Below are 16,534 nucleotides of genomic sequence, written 5' to 3'. Positions count from 1 at the left end.
GTCGTTTTGGGCAGACGGACGGAGGATTCCAGGCCGCCCGTCCCCCGGCGCGGACGGGGCCGTCCGGGGGGGGGTGGGCGCCCGGTCGGGGTCAGCCCCGGATGTGCCCGTCGCCCGTGACGATGTACTTGGTGCTGGTGAGCTCGGGGAGGCCCATGGGGCCCCGGGCGTGCAGCTTCTGGGTGGAGATACCGATCTCGGCACCGAAGCCGAACTGTCCGCCGTCGGTGAAGCGGGTCGACGCGTTGACGGCGACCGTCGTGGAGTCGACCAGCTGGGTGAAGCGGCGGGCCGCCTGCTGCGAACCGGTGACGATGGCCTCGGTGTGACCGGAGGACCACAGCCGGATGTGCTCGACGGCCTTGTCGAGGGAGTCCACGACGGCGGCGGCGATGTCGTACGAGAGGTACTCGGTGTCCCAGTCCTCGGCGGTGGCCTCCACCACGGTCGCCTTGCTGCCCTCGGCGTACGCCTGGACGCGGGGGTCGGCGTGGACGGTGACCCCGGCCTCGGCGAGCGCTTCGAGGGCGCGCGGCAGGAAGGCGTCGGCGATGTCCGCGTGGACGAGGAGCGTCTCGGCGGCGTTGCAGACGCTGGGGCGCTGCGCCTTGGAGTTGATGAGGATGTCGACGGCCATGTCGAGGTCGGCCTGCGCGTCGACGTAGACATGGCAGTTGCCGGTGCCGGTCTCGATGACCGGGACGGTGGACTCCTCCACGACCGTACGGATCAGGGAGGCGCCGCCGCGCGGGATGAGCACGTCGACCAGGCCGCGGGCGCGCATCAGTTCCCGGACCGACTCACGGCTCTCGCCGGGGACGAGCTGGATGGCGTCGGCGGGCAGTCCGGCGCCGCCGACGGCGTCCCGCAGCACCCGGACGAGTGCGCTGTTCGACTCGTACGCGGAGGACGAGCCGCGCAGCAGGACCGCGTTGCCGGACTTGAGGCAGAGCGCGGCGGCGTCGACGGTGACGTTGGGCCGGGCCTCGTAGATGATCCCGACGACGCCGAGGGGGACCCGGACCTGCCGCAGGTCGATGCCGTTGGGCAGGGTGGAGCCGCGGACGACCTCACCGACGGGGTCGGGCAGCGCGACGACGTCCCGTACGTCGGAGGCGATGGCGCGGACCCGCTCCGGGGTCAGGGTGAGCCGGTCGACGATGGCCTCGCTGGTGCGCGCCTCGCGTGCCTTGGCGATGTCCCGGGCGTTGGCCTCGACGATCTCGCGGGCCCGTACCTCCAGGGCGTCGGCGATCGCCAGCAGCGCGTCGTCCTTGGTGGCCCTGGGCAGCGGCGCGATGTCGGCGGCGGCGGCGCGGGCCCGGTAGGCGGCGCGGGCGACCTCGGACATGTTGTCGTACGGCGAGGGCGCGGAGAGCGGGGGATGCGGCGGCAGCGACGTCATGACGGCAGGGTAATGCGCCGCCGCGCGGCCGTCGGCGGTTGTCCCATCCCCCGAGACAGGCGTCCGGAGGATGGAACGGCGCGGGTCGCCGGTGGTCCCGGGCGGCCCGCCGCGCACCCCGCGCCCGGCGGCGGCTCAGTACGGGTGGACCCCGACGGGGGTCGCCGGAGCCGGGCCGTAGCCCGCCGCGACGCGCTGGTGGTACGTCTCGCGGTCGATCACCTCAAGGCCGACGATCTCCCACGGCGGCAGCTTCGCGGTCTGCCGGTGCTCGCCCCACAGCCGCAGCGCGACGGCGGCGGCGTCGTGCAGGTCACGTGCCTCCTCCCAGTACCGGATCTCCGCGTGGTCGCGCGCGTACCGGCTGGTCAGTAGGAAGGGGTGGTCGTGGGCGAGCTGCTCCAGCCCCCGTCTCACCTCCGCGAGCGGCGCCTCGGCGCCGGAGACGCTGAGCGTCACGTGCCACAGCCGGGCCACCGGCCCCGGGCCCTCCCCGGCCGTTCCGCCCGCCAGGTTCGTCACCGCGCGCTCCTCCCCCACCGACTGGAGGGTGTGGGAGGCACGGGCGCCACGTGTTGCCGCCCCTTGGCGCACTCGTCTCACGACGACCTCCTTCACGCAATGGTCATGCCGCTGGTCCCTGCAACAAAGTTGACAGCCGATCGACTCCGATGGGGCACTTTTACGGAACGTCCACCTGGTAGGACGTTCGGATGGTGCGGTAAGTGACACCCCGGCCGGGGGTCCGGGGGTCGCCCCCCGGGTGGACACAGCACGGAACGTCCACCTGGCAGGACGTTCTGATCGTGCGGTAAGTGACACCCCGGCCGGGGGTCCGGGGGTCGCCCCCCGGGTGGACACAGCACGGAACGTCCACCTGGCAGGACGTTCTGATCGTGCGGTAAGTGACACCTGGGCCGGGGGTCCGGGGGCCGCCCCCCGGGTAGACGCAGCACGGAACGTCCACCTGGCAGGACGTTCGGATCGTGCGGTAAGTGACACCCCGGCCGGGGGTCCGGGGGCCGCCCCCCGGGTAGACGCAGCACGGAACGTCCACCTGGCAGGACGTTCGGATCGTGCGGTAAGTGACACCCCGGCCGGGGGTCCGGGGGCCGCCCCCTGGACAGACACCGCACGGAACGTCCACCTGGCAGGCCGCGCCCCCGGCCGGGATCGCGCGGACCAGCCCCCGGGCGGACACCGCACGGAGCGTCCAGCTGGCAGGACGTTCGAAGGGTGGGGCGAGTCGCGCGGGCCGGTCCAGGTTCCGGGGGCGTCCCCGGAACGGCACCGTGCGACTCGCCCCACCCGGTAGGACGCGCGGATCGTGCCGTTGGTCACACGGCGGTCCGGGCCTCTTCGGTCATCGGTACCGGCACTGGCGTTCGGGATGTCCGCCGGACGGGGACCCCTGTCTCACGGAGCGAGCAGGACCAGATCGTCGCGGTGGACGACCTCCCGCTCGTACGCGGGCCCGAGGTCCCGGGCGAGGTCCCGGGTGGAGCGGCCGAGCAGCTGGGGCAGCTCCTTCGCGTCGAAGTTGACGAGACCGCGGGCGACCGCCCGTCCCGCGGTGTCACGGAGCTCGACGGGGTCACCCGCCGTGAACTCGCCCTCGACCGCGGCGATCCCGGCGGGCAGCAGCGACTTGCGGCCCTCGACGACCGCCCGTACGGCGCCGTCGTCCAGGGTGAGGGCACCGCGCGGGGTCGACGCGTGCTGGAGCCACAGCAGCCGGTCGGCGGAGCGGCGGCCGGTGGCGTGGAAGAACGTCCCGGTGTCCCGTCCGGCGAGGGCGTCCGCCGCGTGGACGGCGGAGGTCAGCACGACGGGAATCCCGGCGGCGGCGGCGATCCGGGCCGCCTCGACCTTGGTGACCATGCCGCCGGTCCCGACCCCGGCGCGGCCGGTGCTGCCGATCTCCACCCCGTCGAGGTCGGCGGGCCCGCGGATCTCGGCGAGCCGGGAGGTGCCGGGGCGGCTCGGGTCACCGTCGTACAGACCGTCGATGTCGGAGAGGAGGACGAGCAGGTCGGCGCGGACCAGATGGGCGACCAGGGCCGCCAGCCGGTCGTTGTCGCCGAAGCGGATCTCGTCGGTGGCGACGGTGTCGTTCTCGTTGACGACGGGCAGCGCCCCCATCGCGAGGAGCTTGTCGAGGGTGCGGGACGCGTTGCGGTGATGGGCGCGGCGGCTGGTGTCGTCGGTGGTGAGGAGGATCTGGCCGACGCGGATGCCGTACCGGGCGAACGACGCGGTGTACCGGGCCATGAGCAGCCCCTGGCCGACGCTGGCGGCGGCCTGCTGCCGGGCGAGGTCCTTGGGGCGGCGGCGCAGCCCGAGCGGGGCGAGTCCGGCCGCGATCGCGCCGGAGGACACCAGGACGAGTTCCCTCGCCCCGCCGTCGCGGGTCTTGGCGAGGACGTCCACGAGGGCGTCCACCCGGTCCGCGTCGAGTCCGCCCGCCGCGGTGGTGAGCGAGGACGACCCGATCTTGACGACGATCCGGTGCGCCTGCCCGACCCCCCGCCGGATGTCCGCGTCGCGCCCGGTGTCCGCGTCCCGCCGGGCGTCCGTACCCTCCCGGGCGTCCGTGCCCTGACCGGAATCCGTACCCTCCCGGGTGCCCGTACCGTCCCGGCCGCCCGTGTCCCGCTCCGTTCCCGGCACCCGCCTTGCCCCTGACACGCGCTTCCTCCCAGCCGCCCCGCACACCGGTCCCGGCACAACGCCGGACGCCGCTTCGCAATCTACGGGAGACCTGCGACGGCCCCCGTGCCGGTCCGGTGACTGGAACCGTTGCGTCCCTCTCACGGAAATCTCACGGGTGGGTCACTGACCACAGGGAACGATTCCATAGCGTGAACCCGGAAACGAACCCGATACCGGTACCCCCGCCCCAGCGTTGACCAGCAAGCCCGACAGCCGCGCCGCGTTCCCCACACGCCCGCGCGGATCTCGCGTTCGAGCTGCTAGGAGAGTCCCCATCTTGCGTTCCATCCCCCCAACCCTGCTCCGCGTGGGGAAGCTCGGCCTTCCCGCTGTCCTGGTGCTGTCGTTCGCGGCCCAGGTCATGGGAGCCCTGCTGCCCGACATCCGGCTGCTGGTCGCGGCGACCGCGGCCGGACTCGCGGCCGAGGGCGTACTGCACCGCTGGCAGCGGCCGGTGGCGTCGGCGATCGCCCGTACCCGAGCCGATGTCACCGTCCGTGTGGTGCTCCGCGATCTGCTGCTGGTCGCCGGACTGCTCGGCCATCAGCACCAGCCGGAGCAGCGCACGGTGTACCTGCCGCTGCTGCTCGGGCTGTTGACGTTCTACGCCCTGCACTTCGCGTGCCACGCCACGGCGCTGCTGGTGCGGCGCACCCGTACCCTGCCGGTCGTCACCCGCAACATCGACGCCTCGGCGCTGCGGCTCAGTGCGGCGCCGCCCGCGCTGCTGGCCCGCAGGCCCAGCAACCGGCTGCTGCTCTTCGGACTGCCGGCCACGGCGGGGCTGATGGCGACGGCCCTCACCGACCGGCCCTGGTACGCGGCGGCGGGCGTGGGCCTGTCGATCGCCGCCGGGGCGGTGGGCCTCGCCGAGCTGCTGGTGCGGCTGCTGCCGGGACGGCGTCCCGCGCGGCCGGAGGAGGTCCTCGAATGGTTCGACGCGTGGTTGGCGGAGTACCGGCCGACGGTCGGCATGTACTTCTCCGGCGGCACGTCGTCCGCCTACCAGGCGAACATGTGGCTCGACACCCTCGGCAAGGTGGAGGGCCGTCCGCTGATCGTGCTGCGGGAGCGGTTCATGCTCCAGAAGATCGGTGCGACGGACCTCCCGATCGTGTGCGTGCCGAAGGTCGCCGACCTGATGCGGCTGGAGCACTCGACGCTCCAGGTGCTGCTGCATCCGGCGAACTCCGGGAAGACCTCGCAGGTGCTGCGCATCCCGACGATCAAGCACGCGTTCGTGAACCACGGGGAGAGCGACAAGCTGTCGTCGGTCAACCCGTACTCGAAGGCTTACGACGAGGTGTGGGTGGCGGGCACCGCGGCGCGGGAGCGGTACGCGCTCGCCGATGTCGGTGTCGAGGACAAGGACATCGTGGAGGTCGGGCGTCCCCAGCTGGACGGTATCCGCGCGGACACCGGCGGGCCCGCGGGCGGTCCGGTCACCGTGCTGTACGCGCCGACCTGGGAGGGCTGGGACGGGAATCCCGGCAACACCTCGGTCGTCGAGGCGGGCGAGAACATCGTCCGGGAACTGCTCGCGGACCCGGGGGTACGGCTGCTGTACAAGCCGCATCCGATGACCGGTTCGGTCGATCCGTGCGCGGGCGCGGCGAACCTCCGTGTCCAGGAGCTGATCCGGGCGGCGAACGCGCGCCGGGAGGCGGCGCGGCCCGACCCCGCGGTCACGGCGGAACTGGAGCGGGCGACGGCGGAGCTGGAGCGGCTGACCAACGGCGGGTTCCGGACGGCGGCGGACGAGGCGGAGCGGATGCTGCTCCAGTCCACGCCGGAGCCGGGCCGCGCACAGGCGGTGGCGGAGGCGACCGCGCGCTGGGAGGACCTCTACTGGGCGTCGCTCCCGGCCGGTGAGCACCAGGTCGTGACGGGGTCGCGGCCCGCGCTGTACTCCTGCTTCGACCAGGCGCATCTGCTGATCAGCGATGTGTCGAGCGTGGTCTCCGACTATCTGGCGAGCGAGAAGCCGTACGCGGTGGCCAATACCAGCGGGCTGCCGGAGGAGACGTTCCGGGAGGTGTTCCCGACGGTCGGCGCGGCGGCGATCCTCACCCCGGACGGCGCCGGGGTCGCGGAGCTGCTGGACATGGTGCGGCATCCGGCGCGCGACGGACTGGCCGGGGCGCGGGCCACGCTCCGGACCCGGCTGCTGGGACCGGCCTCCGAGGCGTCGGCCCTGCGCTTCCAGGACGGGGTCCGGGCCCTGGCCGAGGCCGCGCGGGCGCACCGGGAGCGGATCGTGTCGGCGATCCCGACCCAGCCGGGCGCGCCCCGGCGGGAGGCGTCCGCGCGGGGCGCGGTGCCGTCGCGGACCGTGGAGGGCTAGCCGGTCCCGCCCCGGGCCAGGGGCGGACCGGCGGGAACGGCGCAGGACCCGCACGCCGGGCGTGCGGGTCCTGCGCCGTTCGTACGCGGTGCGCCGGGCGCCTTGTACGCGGTGCGCCGGGCGCCCGGGCCCCAGGACCAGGCCGGAGGTCCGGGCCGGGGCCGCCAGGCAGGGCCGGTCCGGAGGTCACCGGAGGTCGGCGACCGGGCCGGGGATCAGGACCGACCCGGCCGGAGGTCAGGGGTGGCGGTGGCGCCAGCCCGCCCACGCCGACTCGATCATCTCGTCCACCCCGTGCCGCGCGGACCAGCCGAGTTCCGCGCGGATACGGTCGGCGGCGGCGACGACCCGGGCGGGGTCGCCCGGCCGGCGGGCGGTGACCTCGGGGGCGATGTCCTCGCGCCCGGTCACCTTGAGGATGCGTTCCACCATCTCCTGGACCGAGCTGCCCTCACCGCGGCCGATGTTGAGGGTGAGCGCGGTGCCCGGCTCGGCGTCCGTGAGCCGCAGGGCGGCCGCGAGATGCGCGGAGGCGATGTCCTGGACGTGGATGTAGTCGCGTACGCAGGTGCCGTCGGGGGTGGCGTAGTCGTCGCCGAAGATCAGCGGGGCCTGGTCGGCCTCTAGCCGCTCGAAGACCATCGGGATCAGGTTGAAGACCCCGGAGTCGGCCAGTTCGGCGGAGGCGGCGCCCGCGACGTTGAAGTACCGCAGCGAGGCGGCCCGCAGCCCGTACGCGCGGGAGGCGCCGTTGATCAGCCACTCGCCGATCAGCTTCGTCTCGCCGTAGGGGCTCATCGGGGCACAGGGGGTGTCCTCGGTGACGAGGGTCACGTCCGGCATGCCGTAGACGGCGGCGGACGAGGAGAACACCAGCCGGTCGATGTCCGCGTCACGCATGGCGTCGAGGAGGGTCTGGAGTCCCGTGACGTTCTCGCGGTAGTAGAAGAGCGGCTTCTCGACGGACTCCGCGACCTGCTTCTTCCCCGCGATGTGCACCACGCCCGTCACCCCGTGCTCGCGCAGGGCCGCGTCGAGCGCGAGACGGTCCAGGACGCTGCCGACCACGAGCGGCACCCCGTCCGGGAGCCGGTCGCGGCTTCCGGTCGACAGATCGTCGTAGACGACGACCCGCTGGCCGCCCTCGGTCAGCGCGCGCACGACATGCGCCCCGATGTATCCGGCACCGCCCGTCACCAGCCAGCTCATGGACTTCCCTTCGTCGACGCTGTCCGAGGCAGAATCACCCGGCGGCGCCCGAAAATCGAATCGGACATTCCGTACGGCTTGCTGGTTTTGCGGTGAACGGCCGGTTCTGTGACACATCTCTCCACGATCGAAGCCGATCGTGTGCCGGTCATGTACCGACCATTACCATCCGATCCGGGTACGGGTTTCGACCGTCACAGGAGTGCGACGGTGTGCTACCGCCCCCGGGAAACTTCGGGTGAATCCTTTAGGATTGGCCGGCGCGGTCTCGGCACTGGTCCGGCGAAGTCCCAGCGCAGCCCGACGCTCCCCCGGACAGTTCTCGGAACAGGTTGAAGGATGCCCAGACTCACGCTCGTCGTTCCCGTTTTCAAGGTGCAAGGCTATGTGGCCGAGTGTCTCGACTCGATCCTGCGCCAGGACTGGACGGACTTCGAGGTCGTCGCGGTCGACGACTGCTCGCCCGACGGATCCGGCGCGATACTCGACGACTACGCGTCACGCGACGACCGAATACGCGTGATCCACCTCACGGAGAACGTCGGCCTCGGCCGCGCCCGCAACGCCGGCCTCGCGCAGGCCCGTGGCGACTACGTCCTCTTCCTCGACAGCGACGACACCCTGGACCCGGGCGCGCTGGCGGCAATAGGCCACCGCCTTGAGGCAACCGGTGACCCCGACATCCTTGTCTATGACTATGTGCGCACCTACTGGAGCGGTGAGATACAGCCGAACAAGTGGGCCGGCGTACTGCGCGACGAGGGCGACGGGGCACTCCCCCTCCAGGACCGCCCCGAGCTGCTGGACCTGCTCCAGATCGTGTGGAACAAGGCGTACCGCCGGGAGTTCGTGGAGCGCGAGGGCCTCCGCTTCCCGCCCGGGTACTACGAGGACGCCCCCTGGACGTTCTGCGCGCTGATCTCCGCCGAGCGCATCGCCGTACTGGACCGGGTGTGCGTCCACTACCGGCAGCGCCGTGAGGGCGGCAACATACTCGGTACGGTCAGCCGCAACCACTTCGACGTGTTCGAGCAGTACGAGCGGGTCTTCGGCTTCCTGGCGGCGCGCCCCGAGCGGGACCGGTGGCGGCCCCGGCTGTTCCGCAAGATGGTCGACCAGTACCTGACGATCCTCGGCCGTCCGGACCGCCTCCCGCAGGACGCGCGCGCCGAGTTCTTCCACCGGGCCGCCGCCGACTACGCCGCCCGGGTCCCGGAGGGCTTCACCCGCCCGTCGGGCCACGTCGGCTACAAGTACGCGATGCTGGAGCGGGACTCCTACTCCGCGCTGGTGGGCGCCACCAAGGCGGTCCGGACCCGGGCGGCCGTCAAGCGCCGGGCCACCGCCGCGGTCAAGCGCTCCAAGCGCGGCGCGATGGGCCTCTACTACCAGTCGCAGCTGCGCGCCCCGATCGACGAGAACCTGGCGCTGTTCTCCGCGTACTGGAGCCGCAGCGTCTCCTGCAACCCGGCCGCGATCGCCGCGGAGCTGGCGCGGCTGGCCCCGCGGATGCGGCAGGTGTGGGCGGTGCGGGCCGACAGCACGGCCGGGGTGCCGAAGGGCGTGGAGATCGTCCGGGTCGGCTCCCGTGAGTACTGGTCGGCGCTCGCCCGCGCCAAGTACCTGGTGAACAACGTCAACTTCGCCGACGCGCTGGTCAAGCGCGAGGGCCAGATCCATCTCCAGACCCACCACGGCACCCCGCTGAAGACCATGGGGCTCGACCAGCGGAAGTACCCCGCGTCGACCAGCATGGACTTCGAGAAGCTGCTGGAGCGCTGCGACCGCTGGGACTACAGCCTCGCCTCCAACCGCCACTCCACCACCGTCTGGGAGCGGGTCTACCCCTGCTCGTACACCTCGCTGGAGACCGGCTACCCGCGCAACGACGTGCTGGTGAACGGCACCGCGGACGATGTCCGCCGGGCCCGTGCCGCGCTCGGGCTGTCCGACTCGACGACCGCCTTCCTCTACATGCCGACCCACCGCGAGTACCAGGGCGAGTTCCGCTCCCGGCTGGACCTCGCCCGGATCGTCGAGGAGCTGGGGGAGGACGTGACGCTGCTGGTGCGCGGTCACTACTTCTACTCCTCGTCACCGCAGCTCGCGGACCTCCAGCGCAGCGGCCGGGTCATCGATGTGTCCGGGACGCACCCCGTCGAGGACCTGTACCTGGCGGCGGACGCGCTGATCACCGACTACTCGTCGGCGATGTTCGACTACGCCGTGCTGGACCGTCCGATCGTCGTCTTCGCGGACGACTGGGACGTGTACCGGGTGGTGCGCGGCACCTACTTCGACCTGATGGCGGAGCCGCCGGGTCCGGTGGCCCGTTCCGAGGACGCGCTGATCTCCCTGCTGCGTTCCGACGAGTGGCGCGGCGCCGACGCCGCGCGGCTGCGGTCGGCGTTCCGCCGCAGGTTCTGCGAGTTCGACGACGGCCGGGCCGCCGAGCGGGTGGTGCGCCGGGTGTTCCTCGGCGAGCAGACCCCGCTCCCCCTCGTGCCGTTCGACGAGCGTTCACACGCTCCGTATCCCGCCCAGCTGCTCGAACTGGTCGAGCGGGCCTGAACGAAAGGAAACCCACGTCACATGGCCCCCCGGCTCAGTGTCGTCGTACCCATCTACAACGTGGAGGAGTACCTTCCGGCGTGCCTCGACTCGCTGGAGGCGCAGACGCTGCGTGAGATCGAAGTCCTCATGGTGGACGACGGGTCCCCGGACGGCTCGGCGGCCATCGCCGCCGAGTACGCGGCCCGCGACTCCCGCTTCAAGCTCATACGCAAGGAGAACGGCGGTCTCGGGGCGGCCCGGAACACCGGCATCGGCCGGATGTCCCCCGTGTCGGAGTTCCTGGCCTTCGTGGACAGCGACGACGTGATCCCGCCGGACGCCTACCGGCTGATGGTCACGAGCCTGGACGAGTCCGGCTCGGACTTCTGCACCGGCAACGTCTTCCATCTGCGGGGCGAGAAGTCCTGGCAGGTGCCGCTGTTCAAGATGCTCTCCGGTGAGGCGCAGCAGCGCACCCACATCTCGGAGATGCCGAAGCTGGTCGCGGACCGTATCGCCTGCAACAAGGTGTTCCGCCGGACCTTCTGGGAGAAGTACGGCTTCTCCTTCCCCGAGGGCATCCTGCACGAGGACATCCCCGTCGTGCTGCCCGCGCACTACCGTGCCGAGGCCATCGACATCATCGGTGAGCCGACGTACTTCTGGCGGCTGCGCGAGGGCGAGGCGGCCCCGTCGATCACCCAGCGCCGCAAGGAGCCGCAGGCGATCCGGGACCGGGTCGCCGCGGTCAGCATGGTCAGTGAGTTCCTGGCCGCCCAGCCCGGCCCCGAGTTCGCCGAGTACAAGCGGAAGTACGACAACCGGGTCCTCCGTGACGACCTGCGGCTGTTCCTGCGGGTGCTCCCCGAGGCCGACGCGGAGTTCCACGCGGCGTTCCTCGAAGCCACCAACCGCTATCTCGACACGATCGACCAGAAGATCGTCATGGCGCTGCCGATCAGCCTGCGGGTGCAGTGGCTGCTGGTCCGCAAGCACCAGATGGCCGAGCTGATCGCGCTGCTCGCCTCGCAGCGCCGCAAGGACCCCATCGAGGTCACCGGCACGTTCCGCAAGTACGCCGGGTTCGCGCCGCTGGAAGCGGCCGGTATCGAGCTGCCGAAGGCCGCCCTGCGGATCGACAAGGACCTCGCGCTGAAGGCGCCGCTGCGTTCGGTGGAATGGCACGACGGCAAGCTGGTGCTGTCCGGTGACGCGTGGATCGACAAGGTCGACATGGCCTCCAAGCGCAGCAGCGTGAAGGTCGTCCAGCTCAAGCACGGCAAGTCGGGCCGCCGTATCTTCGCGCCCGCCAAGAACGTCCACCGGCCCGAGACGACCACCGACTCCGGTCAGAAGCGCTACAACTACGACTGGGCCGGCTGGGAACTGACCGTCGACCCGGCCAAGCTGCGCAAGGGCGGAGCCTGGCAGGAGGGCATCTGGCACGTCGGCATCAATGTGTACGCCTCCGGTCTGGTGCGGCGCAGCGGTGTCTGGGCGCGCGGCGGTTCGGCCGCGAACTTCCCCATGTACCACTGGCTCGACAACGACCACCGGCTGCTCCCCGTGGTGGAGCGCAGTGCGCTGAAGCTGCGGCTGGAGAAGGTCAAGGCGGTCATCACCGACCGCCGGGTCGAGGACGACCACCTCGTGGTCATCGGTGAGCTGCGCGCGGGGGCGCCGTCCGCCGAGAACCTGACGCTGCGGCTCAGCAACTCCAAGAGCGGCGAGGCCATGGAGTACCCGGCCGACGTGCAGATCACGTCCGCGGGCCGGGTCTTCACCGCGCGGGTGCCGCTCGCGGAGGTGGCGCTGGTCCCCAACCCGGCTCTGGAGGGCAAGGCCCAGCCGCGCCGCCGGATGTGGAGCACGGTCCTCGTCGCGACCGACGCGGACGGCACCGAGCACCGCTACAGCAGTGTCATGCGGGACGGCCTGGTGGACCTGCGCCAGGACCTCCCGGCGTCCATGGGACCGGACGCGGCCCACCATGAGATCGCGATGATCTCCGGCAACAACGGCTATCTCAAGGTCGTCGGGCGGGCCCGTCGCGCGGTGCTGACCGCCATCGCCGAGCGCGGCGGCAAGCTCGTCCTCAACGGCTACAGCAGCGAGCGGCTCATCGGCGCGGAACTGCTGGTCAAGGCCCGTGGCCGGTACGACGAGCGGACCGTGCCCGTCGAGTGGCAGTCGGACGGGCGCTTCGCCGTGGCGTTCGACCCCTCGTCGCTGGGCGGCGCGGGCAACGTCTCGCTGAAGGCCGGCCGCTGGAACATCTTCCTGCGGCTGCCGGACCAGGACGAGGTGCCGAAGGCCGCGTTCGTCATCGAGCGCCTCGCGGCGAAGAGCTTCCCGCTCCATACGGTGATCGCCGGCCGCCGCTACTGGTTCGAGAACCGCTGGGGCGACTTCCCCCAGCTCAACTGCCGTTCCGAGCTCAACGACATGGAGCGCGGCCCCTACCGTCAGCTCCAGCTGCGCCGCGAGGTGTACGAGCCCAGCCGTCAGCTGCCGCTGAAGGACCAGGTGTTCTTCTTCAGCTACAACGGCAAGCAGTACTCCGACAGCCCCCGGGCCATGCACGAGGAGCTGCTGTCGCGCGGCAGCGACCTCAAGTACCTGTGGGCCGTGCGCGACGGACAGGTGGTCCTTCCGCCGTCCGCCGACAAGGTCCGGATGTGGGGCCGGGAGTGGTTCGAGGCGCTGGCGACCTCCCGCTACATCGTCACCAACGGGCATCTGCCCGAGTGGGTGGAGCGGCGGCCGGGCCAGGTCATCGTGCAGACGTGGCACGGCACCATGCTGAAGAAGATCGGCCACGACATCGAGACGCTGCACTTCGACCGCGAGTACCAGGCGCGGCTGGCCCTGGAGGCCAACAACTGGAGCCTGCTCGTCTCGTCCAACCGGTTCTCCACCCCGATCCTCAAGCGGGCCTTCTCGTACGACGGGGAGATCCTGGAGGCGGGCTACCCCCGCAACGACTATCTGTACTCCCCCGACCGGGACAAGATCACCGAGTCGGTGAAGACGAAGCTGGGGCTGCCGCCGGAGAAGAAGGTCGTGCTGTACGCGCCGACCTGGCGGGACGACCGGTCGCACAGCGCGGGCCAGTACCGGTTCGACATGAAGATCAACCTTGAGGACGCGAAGGCCCGGCTGGGCCACGACCATGTGCTGCTGGTCCGGCGCCACTCGAACATCGTGGACGCGGTGCCCGGCGCGGGCAACGGCTTCGTGTACGACGTCTCCGAGTACCCGGACATCGCCGAGCTGTACCTGGCCGCGGACATCATGATCACCGACTACTCGTCCGTGATGTTCGACTACGCGCACCTCAAGCGGCCGATGCTGTTCTTCACGTACGACCTGGAGCACTACCGGGACACGCTGCGCGGGTTCTACTTCGACTTCGAGGAGGATTCGCCCGGTCCGCTGATCCGTACCTCGGAGGAGCTGATCGAGTCGATCCGGCGGATCGAGGAGGTCAAGGTGGAGTACCAGGCGCGGTTCGACCGCTTCCACCACCTGTTCTGCGACCTGGACGACGGGTCCGCGTCGAAGCGGGTCGTGGACCGGATGCTGGAGCAGGCCCGCCAGGGCTGAGGTGTGGGCCGTTCGGCCCACGCGTACGGGGCCGGGAGGTTACCTCCCGGCCCCGTACGCGTCCCCGGCCCCGTCCCCGGGATCTGCGGACCTGCGGATACACGGACCTGCGGATACACGGGTCCGCCTCCGCCCGCCCTGGGGTGCGCGGGGGCTTCGGAGCCCGGTAGGAACAGGGACGCCCCCGGCAGGGAAACCTGCCGGGGGCGCCGTGACGGTGTTCGGGCCGGTCAGAACGGCTCGAAGTCGTCGTACTCGCGCTGGGCCTCGTCCCGCTCCGCTTCCTTGTCCCGGCGGCGCTGCTCGGCCGGGCGGGGCGGCTCGAAACGGTGGTCCTCACCGCGGCGGCCGAGCATCTCCGCGCCGGCCATCATGGTGGGCTCCCAGTCGAAGACCACCGCGTTGTCCTCGGGTCCGATCGCGACCCCGTCACCGCTGCGCGCGCCCGCCTTCATCAGCGCGGCCTCGACACCGAGCCGGTTGAGCCGGTCCGCGAGGTAGCCGACGGCCTCGTCGTTGCTGAAGTCGGTCTGCCGCACCCAGCGCTCCGGCTTCTCGCCGCGCACCCGGTACAGGCCGTCCTCCTCGGGAGTGACGGTGAAGCCCGCGTCGTCCACCGCCTTGGGACGGATGACGATCCGGGTCGCCTCCTCCTTGGGCTTGGCGGCACGCGCCTTCGCCACGATGTCGGCGAGCCCGAAGGACAGCTCCTTCAGACCCGTGTGCGCGACCGCCGAGATCTCGAAGACACGGTATCCGCGCTTCTCCAGATCGGGGCGGACCAGCTCCGCGAGGTCCTTGCCGTCGGGGACGTCGATCTTGTTGAGGACCACGACGCGGGGCCGGTCGTCCAGCCCGCCGTAGCTCTTCAGCTCCTCCTCGATGACATCGAGGTCGGAGACGGGGTCACGGTCCGACTCCAGCGTCGCCGTGTCGAGGACATGGACGAGGACGCTGCACCGCTCCACATGGCGCAGGAACTCCAGGCCGAGGCCCTTGCCCTGGCTGGCGCCCGGGATGAGTCCGGGCACGTCCGCGATGGTGTAGACGGTCGAGCCCGCGGTCACCACCCCGAGGTTGGGCACCAGGGTGGTGAAGGGGTAGTCCGCGATCTTCGGCTTGGCCGCCGAGAGCACGGAGATCAGCGAGGACTTGCCCGCGCTGGGGTAGCCGACGAGCGCCACGTCCGCGACCGTCTTCAGCTCCAGGACCACGTCCTGGAGGCCGCCGGGCACACCCAGCAGCGCGAAGCCGGGCGCCTTGCGGCGGGCCGACGACAGCGCGGCGTTGCCGAGCCCGCCCCGGCCGCCCTGCGCGGCGACATAGGTGGTGCCGTGGCCGACGAGGTCCGCGAGGACATTGCCCTGGCCGTCGAGGACGACGGTGCCGTCCGGCACCGGCAGGACCAGGTCCTGACCGTCCTTGCCGGAGCGGTTGCCGCCCTCACCGGGCTTGCCGTTGGTCGCCTTGCGATGGGGGCTGTGGTGGTAGTCGAGCAGGGTGGTGACCGACTGGTCGACGACCAGGGTCACATCACCGCCCCGGCCACCGTTGCCGCCGTCCGGGCCGCCGAGCGGCTTGAACTTCTCCCGGTGAACGGAGGCACAGCCGTGGCCCCCGTTACCCGCGGCGACATGCAGCTCGACGCGGTCCACGAAGGTGGTCATGGTTCAGTGCCTCCAGTTACTACGGATGTCTGTGCGGTACGGCGTACTCGCCGTTCCGGCGAAGAGACGCCGGCTCGATCTACAACAAACGGAAGGCGGACCAGCTTCCCCGCACACCATGGTGCACGGGAAAACCTGGTCCGCCTCCGCGAAAGAGAACCGCTCTACGGCTGCCTGATCAGGCGACCGGAACGATGTTCACGACCTTGCGGCCACGGAACGTGCCGAACTCCACCGCACCGGGCAGGAGCGCGAACAGCGTGTCGTCCCCGCCACGGCCGACGCCGGAGCCCGGGTGGAAGTGGGTGCCACGCTGACGGACCAGGATCTCACCCGCGTTGACGACCTGACCGCCGAAGCGCTTCACGCCGAGCCGCTGGGCATTCGAGTCGCGACCGTTCCGGGTGGACGATGCGCCCTTCTTGTGTGCCATCTCTCCTCAGTCCCTTACTTCGCAGCCGTGGGGATCGCCGTGACCTTGATCGCCGTGTACTGCTGGCGGTGGCCCTGACGACGGCGGTAGCCGGTCTTGTTCTTGTAGCGCAGGATGTCGATCTTGGCGCCCTTGTGGTGGTCCACGATCTCGGCCTGGACCTTGATGCCCGCCAGCACCCACGGGTCGCTGGTGACGGCGTCGCCGTCGACCACGAGCAGGGTCGAGAGCTCGACCGTGTCGCCGACCTTGCCGGTGGAAATCTTGTCAACCTCAACGGTGTCGCCGACAGCAACCTTGTGCTGGCGACCACCGCTGCGCACGATGGCGTACACGCGGGTCTCACTCTCTGTTTTCGAAACGGAACCTCTGAAGCCAGCCGCCCACACAGGCCCGAGGGCCCGATGATCCGCAAGGATGAGCGGCCTCTCCGGTTCGGCCGAACGGCCCCACCTGGAGGGATTTGCTCAGAAGCGCGACGCAACAACGCCGACGGTCAAGGTTACGGTCCCCCACCCACACGGGTCAAACCGGCCCCGTCCGGGCCACCCGCCGTGACGGGGACCGCCACGGAAGGACAGCGCCCCCGTACGGTGCGCGCCGGA

At 71.0% G+C, this 16,534-nt stretch carries 10 protein-coding genes; 3 read left to right on the top strand and 7 right to left on the bottom strand.

Annotated elements, in window-relative coordinates; translation table 11 throughout:
• Window positions 1-91: 91 nt before the first annotated feature.
• From OG711_RS26540 to proB, 3 genes are all read right to left on the bottom strand, one after another.
• Window positions 92-1,405, bottom strand: coding sequence for a glutamate-5-semialdehyde dehydrogenase (locus OG711_RS26540; protein WP_329560859.1), 1,314 nt, complete (start codon window positions 1,403-1,405; stop codon window positions 92-94).
• A 135-nt stretch (window positions 1,406-1,540) separates the two neighbouring features.
• Window positions 1,541-1,999 (bottom strand): hypothetical protein, encoded by a 459-nt coding sequence (locus OG711_RS26535; RefSeq protein ID WP_073793693.1) that lies wholly within the window; start codon window positions 1,997-1,999, stop codon window positions 1,541-1,543.
• 822 nt (window positions 2,000-2,821) lie between these two features.
• Window positions 2,822-3,940 (bottom strand): glutamate 5-kinase, encoded by a 1,119-nt coding sequence (proB, locus tag OG711_RS26530; protein WP_073794300.1) that lies wholly within the window; start codon window positions 3,938-3,940, stop codon window positions 2,822-2,824.
• A gap of 538 nt (window positions 3,941-4,478) precedes the next feature.
• Between proB and OG711_RS26525 the strand changes: the two genes are divergently transcribed.
• The gene (locus OG711_RS26525; protein WP_329564048.1) at window positions 4,479-6,461 is read left to right on the top strand and encodes a hypothetical protein; all 1,983 of its coding nucleotides are present in this window, start codon (window positions 4,479-4,481) and stop codon (window positions 6,459-6,461) included.
• Window positions 6,462-6,698: 237 nt separating this feature from the next.
• On the opposite strand, the gene galE is transcribed toward OG711_RS26525, so the two are convergent.
• Window positions 6,699-7,670 carry a UDP-glucose 4-epimerase GalE gene (gene galE / locus OG711_RS26520; protein ID WP_329560857.1) on the bottom strand — a complete coding sequence of 324 codons (972 nt, stop codon included), beginning with the start codon at window positions 7,668-7,670 and terminating at the stop codon, window positions 6,699-6,701.
• 339 nt (window positions 7,671-8,009) lie between these two features.
• Here galE and OG711_RS26515 point away from each other — a divergent pair, with 339 nt between their 5' ends.
• A complete protein-coding gene (locus OG711_RS26515; RefSeq protein ID WP_266515496.1) occupies window positions 8,010-10,241 on the top strand; it encodes a bifunctional glycosyltransferase/CDP-glycerol:glycerophosphate glycerophosphotransferase in 2,232 nt (743 codons plus the stop codon).
• Window positions 10,242-10,262: 21 nt separating this feature from the next.
• Window positions 10,263-13,829: a bifunctional glycosyltransferase/CDP-glycerol:glycerophosphate glycerophosphotransferase gene (locus OG711_RS26510; RefSeq protein WP_329560855.1), complete on the top strand. Its 3,567-nt coding sequence runs from the start codon at window positions 10,263-10,265 to the stop codon at window positions 13,827-13,829.
• A gap of 230 nt (window positions 13,830-14,059) precedes the next feature.
• Here OG711_RS26510 and obgE read toward each other — a convergent pair whose 3' ends face one another.
• The 3 genes from obgE to rplU form a co-directional block, all read right to left on the bottom strand.
• Window positions 14,060-15,496 carry a GTPase ObgE gene (gene obgE, locus OG711_RS26505; protein ID WP_329560853.1) on the bottom strand — a complete coding sequence of 479 codons (1,437 nt, stop codon included), beginning with the start codon at window positions 15,494-15,496 and terminating at the stop codon, window positions 14,060-14,062.
• 178 nt (window positions 15,497-15,674) lie between these two features.
• Window positions 15,675-15,929: a 50S ribosomal protein L27 gene (gene rpmA / locus OG711_RS26500; RefSeq protein WP_073793698.1), complete on the bottom strand. Its 255-nt coding sequence runs from the start codon at window positions 15,927-15,929 to the stop codon at window positions 15,675-15,677.
• 14 nt (window positions 15,930-15,943) lie between these two features.
• Window positions 15,944-16,264: a 50S ribosomal protein L21 gene (gene rplU / locus OG711_RS26495; RefSeq protein WP_073793699.1), complete on the bottom strand. Its 321-nt coding sequence runs from the start codon at window positions 16,262-16,264 to the stop codon at window positions 15,944-15,946.
• Window positions 16,265-16,534: the final 270 nt, after the last annotated feature.

Source organism: Streptomyces uncialis, from assembly GCF_036250755.1.
In the GTDB taxonomy this organism is placed as follows: domain Bacteria; phylum Actinomycetota; class Actinomycetes; order Streptomycetales; family Streptomycetaceae; genus Streptomyces; species Streptomyces uncialis.
This window is presented reverse-complemented; position numbering and strand designations above follow the sequence as displayed.

What these genes read in the sequence shown, in the direction of transcription:
- galE (WP_329560857.1), bottom strand. Translation starts at nt 7,670, where the DNA reads ATGAGCTGGCTGGTGACGGGCGGTGCCGGATACATCGGGGCGCATGTC.
- OG711_RS26510 (WP_329560855.1), top strand. Translation starts at nt 10,263, where the DNA reads ATGGCCCCCCGGCTCAGTGTCGTCGTACCCATCTACAACGTGGAGGAG.
- rpmA (WP_073793698.1), bottom strand. Translation starts at nt 15,929, where the DNA reads ATGGCACACAAGAAGGGCGCATCGTCCACCCGGAACGGTCGCGACTCG.
- OG711_RS26540 (WP_329560859.1), bottom strand. Translation starts at nt 1,405, where the DNA reads ATGACGTCGCTGCCGCCGCATCCCCCGCTCTCCGCGCCCTCGCCGTAC.
- OG711_RS26525 (WP_329564048.1), top strand. Translation starts at nt 4,479, where the DNA reads ATGGGAGCCCTGCTGCCCGACATCCGGCTGCTGGTCGCGGCGACCGCG.
- obgE (WP_329560853.1), bottom strand. Translation starts at nt 15,496, where the DNA reads ATGACCACCTTCGTGGACCGCGTCGAGCTGCATGTCGCCGCGGGTAAC.
- OG711_RS26515 (WP_266515496.1), top strand. Translation starts at nt 8,010, where the DNA reads ATGCCCAGACTCACGCTCGTCGTTCCCGTTTTCAAGGTGCAAGGCTAT.